This window comes from Bowmanella denitrificans (assembly GCF_002887595.1).
Taxonomy (GTDB): Bacteria; Pseudomonadota; Gammaproteobacteria; order Enterobacterales; family Alteromonadaceae; genus Bowmanella; species Bowmanella denitrificans.
On the sequence record NZ_PEBU01000007.1, the window covers coordinates 215214 to 228264 of the forward strand.

The window sequence follows — 13051 nt, forward strand, 5'->3', positions numbered from 1 at the left end:
CACTCTGTTAACCCTGGGCTTGTGTAGCCCGGTTCCTTGCCTCGGTTAATTGACGGCTTAGCGACTGCAATGTCGGTTCGTCAAAGATCTGCTCCAGATTAACGCTTAGCTTACGCTGCCAGTTGGGGTATTCGTGGCTGGTACCAGGTACGTTAACAGGTTTGTCCATTTGCAGCCAATCTTCCAATTGCAGGCTCAACAATGCGCTGGAGCCACCCGCCATATGTACTTGCATACCCTGATTCAATTCCCAGGTCATGCCAACTTGGTCCACGTGCCTATCTATCCAGTCCGGAATACTGCCATGACCATGCAGAGAGTTAAGGATCTGTTGTTTATTGTCATGTCGACTGCGGTACAAAGACGAGACAATATCGTCGCTTGGATACAAACCTAAACGCTGTCCCAGTTCTAAATCCAGGCAATGCCAGTAACCCTTGAGGGTTGGCATATCATGGGTGGTCAGAGTGGACATAGATTGCACCGGGTAATGGGCCGGCGAATAAAAACCACCATCTTCGGCCTGTTCGAAGAAAAATACCCGGTACGAATAAATGCCGTTGTCAGCCAGCTTGTCACGAATCTCTTCGGGTACGGTGCCAAGGTCCTCTCCTATAACTAAAACCTGGTGACGGTGACTTTCCAGAGCCAGAATTCCTAGCAGATCATCCACCGGATAATAAACATAACCACCTTGCTTGGCGCTATCGCCCCTGGCTACCCACCACAGCCTTAACAAAGCCATTACATGGTCAATTCGAAGCGCCCCACAGGACTGCATATTGGCGCTAAACAAATCGATAATGGGCTGATAAGCTTGTTGATACAGTTTTTGTGGATCCATGGGCGGCAGGCCCCAGTTCTGCCCAAGCGGTCCAAGCACATCTGGCGGCGCCCCCACACTGGCGTTAATGGCATATAAGGATTTATTGCCCCAAATCTCGGCACTGCCTTCACTCACTCCAACGGCCAGATCGCGGTAAATACCGATGACCATATTGTTCTCTATGGCAAGTTGATGGGCTTGCTCAAGCTGTAACGCCGCCTGCCATTGCAGAAACTGATAGAATTTTATCCGCTGTGCATATTTCTTTTGAAAGGCTTTCACATCAGGCAGATGGAATTCTGCCAGCGCAGCGGGGAACACCGGCCAGCCCCAATATTCTTTGCCCTGCTCTTTAAGCGTTTCTTGCAGGGCATCATAGGTCGCCAGCATTTGTAGGCTTTCCCCGCCTTGGGCGACAAAAGCTTTAAATGCGCGGTTTTGCCTGGTATTGCCTTTAAGATAGCGTTGATTAAATTGTTCAAACAGCGGACTCAATATGGCCAGTTTGAGTCTGGTAACCTGCTGATAGTCCACCTGCTCATTGTCCCTGACCTGCTGCAGTGCATGCTGAAAATTAGCCTCCTGATAAAGCGTCTGAATGGCTTGTTCGTCAAAGCCTTCAATAGCACTGACATCCAGATAGATGAAATTCAGCCAGCGCCTGGAAGAAGGGCCATACGGACTGCAGGCGTCAGGATTGGCAGGATAGAGCGCATGAATAGGGTTTAAACCGACAAAATGAGCACCACTGTCGGCAGCTTTGGCCAATAACAAGCGCAAATCAGTAAAGTCTCCTACTCCCCAATTTCGCTCACTGCGCAGGCAATACAGTTGTACGCTTAACCCCCAGATTTTTCCGCCCTGCTCAATTGTGGCAGGTGTGTAACAAGCCTGTGGCGCAATAATCAGTTTCATGACCGCCAGTTCGTCCTCACCCTCGGCCACCAGCTTTAATTGGTGATATCCAAGCCCTGGCGCAGCCTGGATGTCGAGTAAATACTCCTGAAATTCGACATCCTGAATATGGCTGACATTTATAAGCTCTCCTTCGCTTGGCACCACAGCCTGGTCCGTCACCTGTCCCTGTTCGCTGACCAGACGCAAAGAATAACGGTCATTAACTAATTCAATAGGCAAACGTAATGCAACAATCAAGGGTTCACCAAGGCGGTTTACCTGCACAGGATCCAGTGGATTCAGCCAGGCCTGCAAACGCTCCTGTTCGAGCTTTTCCATCAGGCCTTGTTCGTCATCAACCGGGTAACCCATGGCTTTCAGCAACTTGTTTTTACTGGCCGGGTCAATCTGTGCTGGTTTGCCCCAGGCGTCGATGTAATTGGACTCTATGCCCCTGACTTCTATCAGTCTGTCGATAAGGGATTGATTCATGGATATGAAAACGCCATATAAGTGGATGAAACCATCCGGTTGATGACCAAGCTAACAGAGGCATTTGCAATTTAAAAGACTGCTCATCCCCGATGTTGCATTGCCAAACTGTTTATCTGAACTGTTGCCTATTGTCCCTGTCAAAAAGCAGTATTGCAGCAGACACCAGTACTTACCTGCTTGTTACACAATGGTTGTGTCAATGCTTGCAGGTATCGGTAAAAGCTAGTTAAGAAAGCCAGACTAGTCTATGAGAATACGATTGCATAAATATTTTATGTAATTAAACAACAAATCAGGGATGAGCCTTTGCCTTAGCTCGCAGTTTGATCCATAATTTCTGTAATTTATTTTCAACAAGTGCAAAAAGTCGAGGAATGTCATGACCATCAAAGTTGCCATTAATGGATTCGGACGTATAGGTCGCAACGTACTGCGCGCCCTGTACGAGTCAGAAAAACACTATGACCTGAAAATTGTAGCTATCAATGATCTGGGCGATGCCTCCATCAATGCTCATCTGGTCAAGTACGATACAGCCCATGGCCGTTTTGCCGCTAAAGTCAGCCACGACGACAAAGCCATTTACGTTAACGACGATAAGATCAATATTTATTCCGAGCGCAACCCAGCGGATTTACCCTGGGGCGAGCTGGGTATTGACGTGGTATTTGAATGTACCGGACTGTTCACTAAAAAAAGCGATGCCGAAGCGCACATCAAAGCCGGTGCACGCAAAGTGATTATCTCCGCGCCAGGCACTGACGTTGATGCGACAGTGGTTTATGGTGTGAACCACGATGTACTGACCGGTGATATGACAGTTATTTCCAATGCATCCTGTACCACTAACTGTCTTGCGCCTATTGCCAAGCCGTTGTACGACGCGCTCGGTATCGAAAGCGGCCTGATGACGACCATTCATGCCTATACCAATGATCAGCGTTTAAGTGATGTATATCACACCGATGTCCGTCGTGCCCGCGCCGCCGCTATGTCTATGATCCCGTCTAAAACCGGTGCCGCCGCTGCGGTGGGCCTGGTTGTACCAGAGCTGAAAGGCAAATTCGACGGTATGTCAGTGCGGGTGCCTGTTATCAACGTGTCGTTGGTGGATTTAAGTTTTGTTGCCGGTCGTGAGACCACAGTGGCGGAAGTGAATGAGATTATCGCCAAAGCAGCAGCCAGCGCGCCCATGAGTGAAGTACTGGATGTTAACGAACAGCCCCTGGTGTCTGTTGATTTTAACCATATTCCTTACTCCTCTGTGTTTGATGCCACGCAAACCAAAGTACAAGGCAAACTGGTAAAAGTGATGTCCTGGTATGACAATGAGTGGGGCTTCAGCAACCGTATGCTGGACAACGCTCAATACTGGCTAAGTCTGTAACAGTCAGATTTGCTGAAAACGGCCGCACAGGCCGTTTTTTTTATATTGACGCAGCCGGGAGCATTCTTCAGCATAGTTGGTATACCGTTTAGCTAAAGGGAATAGCCATGAAATTATCCACCCATGTATTTCAGCGTACTTCCGATCAGGGAATGCCAATCATCAGTGTCGATAATCCAGTGGCCAGTCTGGAGTTGTCGCTGTTTGGTGGCCATGTGCTGAGTTTTATGCCCAAACGTGACAACAGGCAACGGCTTTGGCTAAGCCCCAAAGCCGTAATGGACGGTAGTAAACCCATTCGTGGTGGTATTCCCCTATGCTGGCCCTGGTTCGGCCAGGCCTCACAAGCCGATTTACCCGCTCATGGCTTGGTACGTAATCAGATGTGGCAGGTCATCAGGGTAGATGATGATGTGGATGAAACCCGCCTGCAACTGCAACCCAAGCAATGCAGCGGCCCCGGCTTTGTGCACAGCGCCGAGCTGACTCTGGAACTGCTGATTGGCCATCAACTTAGTGTCAGCCTGATTACCCGTAATACCGGCCAGCAGGCTTTCACCTTCGGCGGAGCCTTACATAGCTACTTCCGGGTCAGTGATATTGGCAAGGTAAAAATCACCGGTTTACAGGGCCCCTATCAGGATAAAGTGCAGAACACCCTGATGGACACCTCGCCAAGCCCCTACTGCATCGCAGCGGAAACGGACCGGATCCATCTAACCCAGAGCGCGGATATCAGCATTGTAGATGCTGAGTGTGCAACCCAACTCCACAATCAAGGGCATGACAGCCTGGTGGTATGGAATCCCTGGCAGGAAAAATCCGCGCACATGGCAGATATGCCAGCCAACGGCTATCAGCAGATGCTTTGCATTGAAGCCGCAATCACACAAGGCCTGGAGCTGGCGCCTGGACAAAGCCATACGCTCAAACAGGTTATCGCTTAAAGGCCACAAAAAAGCCGACTTACGTCGGCTTTTATAATCGCTTTTACACCCTCAGGCAGTCGCGCTATCCACTGCCGCGGCACCTTTGACAGCCTGTGATGCCAGCTCAGTAATTTTCGCCCAGTTACCTTCAGCAACCACGTCATCAGGCGCCAGCCAGGAACCACCTACACAGCGCACATTTGGCAATGCCAGATAATCCAGGTAGTTATTTGCCCCAATACCACCGGTTGGACAGAAGGTCACATCAGGGAATGGACCACCTATGGATTTCAGCGCTTTGATCCCCCCTGAGGCCTCCGCCGGGAAAAACTTAAAGTGGGTATAACCCAGATCACGGCCTTTCATCAGTTCTGAAATTGACGAAATGCCTGGTATCAACGCAATTTTCGATGCGTTACCAGCTTCCAGCAACTCAGTCGTCAGGCCCGGACTGATGGCAAATTTAGCACCGGCTTCAGCCACTTGCTGTAACTGCGCCGCATTGGTTACCGTGCCTGCACCTATCATGGCATCAGGTACTTTGTCAGCAATCTCGCGAATAACATCGAGTGCGGCAGGCGTACGTAGCGTGACTTCCAGAACCCGGATACCGCCCTCAATTAATGCCTTGGCAAGAGGGACGGCATGGGCCACATCTTTAATCACCAGCACAGGTACCACGGGTCCTTGAGCGAAGAGTTGCTCGGCAGAAATCATCCAATCTTTAGTCATCGAGATTAACCTTTAAAATGCTGTGTCAAATACGCGGCTGTGCCAATCAGGCCATGATCCGGTTCGGTAATTACAAATGTCGGGATCGCTTGCACATAGTGTTGGAAACGTCCCTTAGCTTCAAAGCGCTGACGGAATTCGCTGCGCTGCAAAAATTCAACAAATCGCGGTACGATACCGCCAGCAATGTATACCCCACCAAAGGTAGCCAGATTCAGGGCCAAGTTGCCACCAAAGCTCCCCATCACCCGGCAAAACTGCTGCAGCGTTGCCTCGCAGAGTTCACATTCGCCACGTATAGCAAGACCAGTAATGTCCGCAGGCTCAGTCTGTACGGCTGACTTGTCGAAATGCTCAGCCAGGGCCTGATAGATTTGAACCAGGCCGCGACCAGACAAGACTTCCTCGGCAGAGGCATGGCCATGCTTTTTGTTTAAAAAGCGCCATATGGCCAAATCCAGTTCATCAATAGGTGCGAAATCCACATGGCCGCCCTCTCCGTCCAGGCATTGCCAGCCATCATCAACTGCCGTGAGATGCCCCACTCCCAGACCTGTGCCTGGGCCGAACACGGCAATATTCTGACCAGCTTGCACCTGCCCGCCGCCAATCTGCACTTTTTGCTCAGCGCTTAACACCGGCAGCGACATGGAGATTGCGGTGTAATCATTGATCACCTCCAGACAATCCAAGGCTAACTCGTCTTTTAAGGCTGCTTTTGAAAACTGCCAATGATGGTTAGTCATCTTGATCAGGTCTTTATCCACCGGACAAGCAATGGCAATGCAGCCGGCATTAAACTGCAACTGCGGAAAACTCTGGGTATAGGCGCGGATGGCATCGCCAATGCTGGGGTAGTCATTGCACAGATACTTGCGTACCTGGCTAATTCCCCCATCCACCACCTGGGCCAGACGAATATTGGTACCGCCTACATCAGCGACAAACTGGGCTTTCATACATTCTGCACCTGAGTAGCAAACAAAGAACAGGCACCCTCTTCAGCGCCAGTCAGGGTCGCCCGCATGCCAGCAAACATCTCACGCCCCATGCCCTGCAGGTGATTATTGATATCAGCCAGCTTGTTTTCACGACGTGCCAGTTCGTCTTCATCCACTAACAATGTCAGCTCGCCGTTTTCGGCGTTCAGCTCAATAATGTCGCCGTTTTGCACTTTGGCCAGCAAACCGCCGTCATAAGCTTCCGGTGTAACATGAATAGCAGCAGGCACTTTGCCCGAGGCACCCGACATACGTCCGTCAGTAACCAACGCCACCTGATAACCTCTGTCCTGCAGTACCCCAAGTGGTGGGGTTAAACGGTGCAATTCCGGCATACCAATGGCTTTAGGGCCCTGGAAGCGCACCACCACAATACAATCGCGATCCAGCTCTCCGGCCTTGAACGCCCGGTCCAGGTCAAACTGGTCTTCAAATACCACGGCTGGTGCCTTGATATGGGTTTTACCGTCACGCAGAGCCGAGGTTTTAATCACCCCACGACCCAGGTTGCCGTTTAGCACCGCCAGGCCACCATCGGGTTTAAAGGGCGCTTTAACCGAAGAAAACACCGAGGTGTCTAACGAGGTTTTAGGGCCGTCTTTCCACACCAGTTCACCATTTTCCAGCACCGGCTCTTTGGTGTATTGTTCCAACCCTTTACCACATATGGTATTTACGTCGTTGTGCAGAAGGCCTGCATCCAGCAACTCGCGGAACAGCAGTGCCATACCGCCAGCGGCAACAAAGTGGTTAATGTCAGCCGAACCGTTAGGATAAATGCGGGTCAACAATGGTACTGCGTTGGAAATATCCGAGAAGTCATCCCAGTTAATCAGATAACCAGCAGCGCGGGCCACCGCCACCAAGTGCATGGTATGGTTGGTAGACCCACCTGTTGCCAGCAGAGCGACCAGACCATTAACAATGCTTTTCGCATCAACGATATGGCCGATAGGCATATAGTTGTCACCCAGATCAGTCAGTCTGGTGGCCTGTACGGCGGCGGCACGGGTTAGGGCATCACGCAGTGGTGTACCTGGATTAACAAACGAGGAGCCAGGCAAATGCAGACCCATCACTTCCACCACTAGCTGGTTACTGTTGGCCGTACCATAGAAAGTGCAAGTACCCGCACTGTGGTAAGACTTAGACTCCGCTTCCAGCAGCTCTTCCCGGGTAGCCTTGCCTTCGGCATACGCCTGTCGAACACGGGCCTTTTCCTTATTAGGAATACCAGATGGCATGGGGCCGGCGGGTACAAATACGGTAGGCAAATGGCCAAACGCCAGAGAGCCGATCAGCAATCCGGGTACAATTTTGTCACAAATCCCCAGCATCAGGGCCGCATCAAACATATTGTGTGACAAGGCTACGGCCGTCGACTGAGCAATCACATCGCGGCTCATCAAGCTGAGATCCATACCAGGGTTACCCTGTGTCACCCCGTCACACATGGCGGGTACACCGCCAGCAAACTGGGCCACACTGCCCACTTGATGCACCGCCTGTTTAATCAATTGCGGATAGCTTTCATAGGGCTGGTGCGCAGACAACATATCGTTGTACGAGGAAATAATCGCCACATTAGCTTTGGTCATGCTGCGCAGGCTGGCTTTGTCGTCCTGGTTACACGCCGCAAAACCATGTGCCAGATTGCCGCAAGACAACACGCCGCGATGCGGGCCCTGGCCTCTGGCTTTGTCAATTTTAGCCAGATACGCTGCGCGTGTTGCTTTACTGCGTTCAATAATGCGCTCGGTAACTTCCTGGATGGTGGAATGCATAAATCTCTCCTAGGGTGCCCAGACTAATTCTACGTCGGCACGGTTCAGTACCGCACGGATGGGCATCTCAAATTCATCGGTACCGGCCAGCGCCTTGTCTAATACGGCTTTTTTGCCTTCACCGGTCAGGTGTAAAAATACATGACGACTATTCAGCAATGCAGCCAAAGACAATGACATACGCCAATGCGGCGCGGTTGTTGGCTGTACCGCCAGATAAGGTTTGGGATAGTTTAGATCCAGGCCCTGACTGATTTGTGCCGAACAAGGGAACAATGATGCAGTATGGCCGTCTTCGCCCATGCCGAGGATCAGCACATCAATAGGCAATGGCATCTGTGCGATTGCCGCAACGCAGTCATCAACACCATCCTGAGCCTGCTGTGCCGGGTTCTTTAAACCAATAAAGGTAGCAGCCTGAGCCTTATTCTGCAGCAGATGCTCACGGACCATTTTTTCATTGCTGGACTCATCCGAGCTATCCACCCAGCGTTCATCCGCCAGGCTGACAACGACTTTGGACCAGTCCAGGTCCTGCTGAGAAAGCTGTGCGAACATACCTTGCGGGGTACGGCCACCTGACACCACCAGACTCGCCTTACCGCGTGCGGCGATACCTTCACTCAGCAACCGGGCAATTCGTTCAGCAAAGGCCAGATTCAATTCCTGGGGTGAAGCAAAGTTGCTAGTACGCATCAACTATTTCCTTCCCAGTTTGCTTTCATACCAGGCACGGCCATCACGAGCCATCAGCGCAATAGAGGCAACGGGTCCCCAGGTACCAGCCTGATAGGGTTCTGCCGGCTCATTGCTGCTCTCCCATGCACCGATGATGCTATCAACCCAGGTCCAGGCCTGTTCAATTTCGTCACGCCGTACAAACAGTGCCTGATTACCTATCATGACTTCCAGCAACAGTTTTTCATACGCATCAGCAATGCGCTCATCCTTAAAGGTTTCAGAAAAACTCAGATTAAGCTTGGACTTTTGCAGGTTCATCGAACTGGAGCCGGTTAAGCCTGGCACTTTGTTCATGACCGTGATTTCGACGCCTTCGTCAGGCTGCAGACGAATGGTCAGTTTGTTCGGTGGCAGCTTGGCGAAGCTGTCTTTAAACAGGTTATGCGGCTGCGGCTTAAAATAAATGGCAATTTCGCTAACCTTAGTCGGCATGCGTTTACCAGTACGCAGGTAAAAAGGCACGCCCGCCCAGCGCCAGTTGTCCACTTCCACTTTCAGAGCGACGAAAGTTTCGGTTTCACTCTTTTGGTTGGCATCAGGCTCTTCCAGATAGCCAGGTACTTCTTTGCCTTTTACAAAACCCGTAGTGTACTGACCACGTACGGTTTTCTCGGCAATATTGGAGCTGTTAATAGGGCGTAATGCCTTTAATACCTTCAGCTTTTCATCACGGATGCTGTCAGCGTCCAGTGTTGTGGGGGGCTCCATGGCAATTAGCGTGAGAATTTGCAGCAAATGGTTTTGCACCATATCGCGCATTTGACCTGCTTCGTCAAAATATCCCCAGCGGCCTTCAATGCCCACGGATTCCGCGACACTAATCTGCACATGATCGATACAGTTGTGGTCCCAGTTGGTAGCAAAGATGCTATTGGCAAAACGCAGGGCTATCAGGTTAAGAACGGTTTCTTTGCCCAGATAGTGGTCGATACGATAAATCTGGTTTTCATTAAAATACTCGGCCACCTGATTATTAATAATCTTGGATGACGCCAGATCGTGACCGATAGGTTTTTCCAGCACTACGCGCATACTGGGGTCGATAATACCGGCTTCATGCAGCCCTTTGCAGATATCGCCGTAAATGGATGGCGGCGTGGCCAGATAGCAAACCATAGTACGGGACGCATCAACATGCTCTTTAAAAGAGGTGTAACTGCTGCTGTCCTGCATATCCAGACAAACATAATCCAGCTTGGCGGAAAAACGCGCCCAGGTATCAGCACATAAGGCTTCACCGCTGAATTTCTCAATATTTTCCTTCACCAGCGCCACAAATTCTTCGTCACTGTGTTCGTGACGGGCAACACCAATTATTTTGGTATCGCTGTGAACCAGATTGGCTTTCTCCAATTGATATAACGAAGGTAAGAGTTTGCGACGTGCCAGGTCACCTTTGCTGCCAAAGATAACAAAGTCACAAGGTTCGACAGTATTTTCCAACACCATGAGTTTCAACCCGAATAGAATAAAATCAAAAAAATTACCAAAACGCGGTAAATTTACTAAATAACGCTCGGATGACTTGGTAAACTTCCCGTTAGTAAACATCAAATGTAGTAAAATTACAACTTGACTCGTCAGTTTTTCTCCAGAGCGCCCAGCTTCGCTGACAAAATGCGGCGAAAAAGCTAGCAAATCTGTTAAAAACTTACAAAAATAGACCCATACAATTATAAGTAGATTCTGCAGCGCCTATGAACATTCTTGAAAAAATCAGCCAAAGCCACGCCCTGTTCAGCAAGTCTGAACGCAAAGTTGCCGAAGTGATCATGGCTAATCCACAAACAGCCATTCACTCCAGCATCGCCACCCTGGCGAAAATGTCCAACGTCAGCGAACCGACAGTGAATCGCTTCTGTCGCCGTCTGGACACCAAAGGCTTCCCCGATTTCAAACTGCACCTGGCACAAAGTCTGGCAAATGGTACACCTTATGTGAACCGCCATGTGGAAGAATCGGATGGGCCTGATGAGTATACCAAGAAGATATTCGAGTCTACCATGGCAGCGCTGGAAGTTGCCCGCCAATCCCTGGACGTCAATATTATAAACCGGGTGGTGGACTTGCTAACCCAGGCGCAAAAAATCTCGTTCTTTGGCTTGGGTGCATCGGCATCTGTCGCCCATGATGCTTTAAACAAGTTCTTTCGTTTCAACGTGCCGGTAGTCTACTTTGACGATATTCTGATGCAGCGCATGAGTTGTATGAACAGCTCCGAAGAAGATGTGGTGGTGTTAATTTCCCACACTGGTCGTACCAAGAGCCTGGTGGAAATAGCCCAAATAGCCCGTGGCAATGATGCCACCGTTATTGGTATTACGTCCAAAGACAGTCCGCTGGCTAAAGAATGCAGCCTGGTTATTTCACTGGATGTACCTGAAGACACCGATATGTATATGCCCATGGCATCGCGCATTGCTCAGCTTACCCTGATAGATGTGCTGGCCACTGGCTTTACCCTGCGCCGCGGCACGAAGTTCCGTGAAAATCTTAAACGGGTTAAGGATACCCTGCGGGAATCCCGTTACGATAAAAAGCAGCAAGGCTGACTGATGGATAGATGTTGAGGCCCTTTGTGGGCCTTATTTTTATCTGCTGACGACCTGATAATACGATCAGAACTTGTCGGGAAAGGTAATGAAGCTAATTTGGCTACGCTGTTCCTACCAGTTAATTCGTTAAAAAGTTTCACAGGTAACGTATTTTTAGCTAGAATTCTGTAATAAAATTACAGCAATAAATGCTGTAGACTGAATCTGAGAATCGAATCTGGCCAGCATTGCTGGCCTGTCACCATACGAGCGAATCAAACTATGTTAAGAAGAACCAAGATCGTTGCGACATTGGGCCCTGCCACCGACACAGATGAAAGAATTGAGGCGGTACTGGCAGCCGGTGCCAATGTGGTAAGAATGAATTTCTCTCATGGTACCGCAGAAGATCATATCAACCGCGCCAAACGTGTGCGTGCCGCTGCCCAGCGTTTGGGTAAGTACGTTGCCATTCTGGGCGACCTGCAGGGGCCAAAAATTCGTGTGTCCCGTTTCGCCAATGGTCCGGTTGAACTGGCCGTAGGTGCGGATTTTATTCTGGATGCCGATCTTGGTCGTGATGAAGGTAATCAACAGCAGGTGGGCATTGACTATAAAGCCCTGCCCCAGGATGTCAGCGCAGGCGATATCCTGCTGTTAGATGATGGTCGAATTCAATTGCAGGTTGCCGAAGTCATCGGCAACAAAGTGCATACCAAAGTGACCGTAGGCGGCAAACTGTCCAACAATAAAGGTATTAACCGCCAGGGAGGCGGATTAACGGCAGAGGCCCTGACCGACAAAGACAAGGAAGACATTAAGACTGCCGCCCTGATGGAAGTGGATTATCTGGCGGTCTCTTTCCCCAGAAATGGCGATGATCTGCGATACGCCCGCCAACTGGCAGAACAAGCTGGCTGTAAAGCGAAGATTTGTGCCAAGGTTGAGCGTGCCGAAGCCGTTGCCACCGACGACGCCATCGATGATGTGATCCTGGCCTCAGATGCAGTCATGGTAGCCCGTGGCGATTTAGGGGTGGAAATTGGTGATGCCGAACTGGTGGGGGTACAGAAGAAACTCATCTCGCGCAGCCGTCAGTTAAATAAAGTGGTGATCACAGCCACGCAAATGATGGAGTCGATGATATCCAGCCCCCTGCCGACTCGCGCCGAGGTGATGGATGTGGCCAATGCGGTATTGGACGGTACAGATGCCGTTATGCTCTCAGCCGAAACCGCTGCAGGCCAGTTCCCGGTTGAGACCGTTAAAGCCATGGCCAGGGTATGCGAGGGAGCAGAAACCCACCCTAGCGTTAAAATTTCCAAACACCGTATTGATGAGCATTTCAGTTCCATCAGCGAAACAACGGCGTTATCTGCGGTCTATGCGGCCAATCATCTTTCCAGTATCAAAGCCATTGTGGCACTGACAGAAAGTGGCGGTACCGCCAGATTGATGTCCCGTATTACCAGCAGTCTGCCTATATATGGTTTGTCCCGCCATCAGGCATCGCTCAATGTGATGGCCTTATACCGTGGCGTTAAACCCGTGTTTTTTGACTCTACCGGCAGTGTCCCTGGTCAGCTAAAAAGTGACGTTGTCAATTGCCTTAAGGAGCTGAATCTGGTGCAGTCCGGCGACCAGTTTATTATGACCTACGGCGATGAAATGGAAACCGAAGGGGCTACCAACGGTTGCAAAATTGTAGTCGTTCCCTGAGCCATG

The 13051-nt window shown here is 50.4% G+C and carries 10 protein-coding genes; 4 read left to right on the forward strand and 6 right to left on the reverse strand.

The window, feature by feature from the left end; genetic code table 11:
* Positions 1 to 7: 7 nt before the first annotated feature.
* Positions 8 to 2215, reverse strand: coding sequence for a 4-alpha-glucanotransferase (gene malQ / locus CSR04_RS14525; protein WP_102797022.1), 2208 nt, complete (start codon positions 2213 to 2215; stop codon positions 8 to 10).
* A gap of 382 nt (positions 2216 to 2597) precedes the next feature.
* Between malQ and gap the strand changes: the two genes are divergently transcribed.
* Complete coding sequence (gene gap / locus CSR04_RS14530; RefSeq protein WP_102797023.1) at positions 2598 to 3605, forward strand: type I glyceraldehyde-3-phosphate dehydrogenase; 1008 nt, start codon at positions 2598 to 2600, stop codon at positions 3603 to 3605.
* 107 nt (positions 3606 to 3712) lie between these two features.
* Entirely contained in the window at positions 3713 to 4552 is an 840-nt protein-coding gene (locus CSR04_RS14535) for a D-hexose-6-phosphate mutarotase (protein ID WP_102797024.1), read from the forward strand.
* Between the two features lie 51 nt (positions 4553 to 4603).
* Here CSR04_RS14535 and CSR04_RS14540 read toward each other — a convergent pair whose 3' ends face one another.
* The 5 genes from CSR04_RS14540 to zwf are packed head-to-tail and all read right to left on the reverse strand — an operon-like array spanning position 4604 to position 10241.
* Positions 4604 to 5266 (reverse strand): bifunctional 4-hydroxy-2-oxoglutarate aldolase/2-dehydro-3-deoxy-phosphogluconate aldolase, encoded by a 663-nt coding sequence (locus tag CSR04_RS14540; protein WP_102797025.1) that lies wholly within the window; start codon positions 5264 to 5266, stop codon positions 4604 to 4606.
* Positions 5267 to 5271: 5 nt separating this feature from the next.
* On the reverse strand, positions 5272 to 6225 hold the full coding sequence (locus CSR04_RS14545) for a glucokinase (RefSeq protein WP_102797026.1): 954 nt from the start codon (positions 6223 to 6225) through the stop codon (positions 5272 to 5274).
* A complete protein-coding gene (gene edd / locus CSR04_RS14550) occupies positions 6222 to 8051 on the reverse strand; it encodes a phosphogluconate dehydratase (RefSeq protein WP_102797027.1) in 1830 nt (609 codons plus the stop codon). Before edd ends, CSR04_RS14545 begins: the two co-directional genes overlap by 4 nt.
* 9 nt (positions 8052 to 8060) lie before the next feature.
* Positions 8061 to 8747 (reverse strand): 6-phosphogluconolactonase, encoded by a 687-nt coding sequence (gene pgl, locus CSR04_RS14555; protein ID WP_102797028.1) that lies wholly within the window; start codon positions 8745 to 8747, stop codon positions 8061 to 8063.
* Between the two features lie 3 nt (positions 8748 to 8750).
* On the reverse strand, positions 8751 to 10241 hold the full coding sequence (zwf, locus tag CSR04_RS14560; protein WP_102797092.1) for a glucose-6-phosphate dehydrogenase: 1491 nt from the start codon (positions 10239 to 10241) through the stop codon (positions 8751 to 8753).
* Positions 10242 to 10489: 248 nt separating this feature from the next.
* On the opposite strand from zwf, the gene CSR04_RS14565 reads away from it, so the two are divergent.
* Both CSR04_RS14565 and pyk read left to right on the forward strand, forming a co-directional pair.
* Positions 10490 to 11344, forward strand: coding sequence for a MurR/RpiR family transcriptional regulator (locus CSR04_RS14565; RefSeq protein WP_102797029.1), 855 nt, complete (start codon positions 10490 to 10492; stop codon positions 11342 to 11344).
* Between the two features lie 264 nt (positions 11345 to 11608).
* Positions 11609 to 13045, forward strand: a complete 1437-nt coding sequence (gene pyk, locus CSR04_RS14570) for a pyruvate kinase (protein ID WP_102797030.1) — start codon at positions 11609 to 11611, stop codon at positions 13043 to 13045.
* Positions 13046 to 13051 lie beyond the last annotated feature (6 nt).

What these genes read in the sequence shown, in the direction of transcription:
- malQ (WP_102797022.1), bottom strand. Translation starts at nt 2,215, where the DNA reads ATGAATCAATCCCTTATCGACAGACTGATAGAAGTCAGGGGCATAGAG.
- pgl (WP_102797028.1), bottom strand. Translation starts at nt 8,747, where the DNA reads ATGCGTACTAGCAACTTTGCTTCACCCCAGGAATTGAATCTGGCCTTT.
- CSR04_RS14540 (WP_102797025.1), bottom strand. Translation starts at nt 5,266, where the DNA reads ATGACTAAAGATTGGATGATTTCTGCCGAGCAACTCTTCGCTCAAGGA.
- gap (WP_102797023.1), top strand. Translation starts at nt 2,598, where the DNA reads ATGACCATCAAAGTTGCCATTAATGGATTCGGACGTATAGGTCGCAAC.
- zwf (WP_102797092.1), bottom strand. Translation starts at nt 10,241, where the DNA reads ATGGTGTTGGAAAATACTGTCGAACCTTGTGACTTTGTTATCTTTGGC.
- CSR04_RS14565 (WP_102797029.1), top strand. Translation starts at nt 10,490, where the DNA reads ATGAACATTCTTGAAAAAATCAGCCAAAGCCACGCCCTGTTCAGCAAG.
- CSR04_RS14535 (WP_102797024.1), top strand. Translation starts at nt 3,713, where the DNA reads ATGAAATTATCCACCCATGTATTTCAGCGTACTTCCGATCAGGGAATG.
- edd (WP_102797027.1), bottom strand. Translation starts at nt 8,051, where the DNA reads ATGCATTCCACCATCCAGGAAGTTACCGAGCGCATTATTGAACGCAGT.
- CSR04_RS14545 (WP_102797026.1), bottom strand. Translation starts at nt 6,225, where the DNA reads ATGAAAGCCCAGTTTGTCGCTGATGTAGGCGGTACCAATATTCGTCTG.
- pyk (WP_102797030.1), top strand. Translation starts at nt 11,609, where the DNA reads ATGTTAAGAAGAACCAAGATCGTTGCGACATTGGGCCCTGCCACCGAC.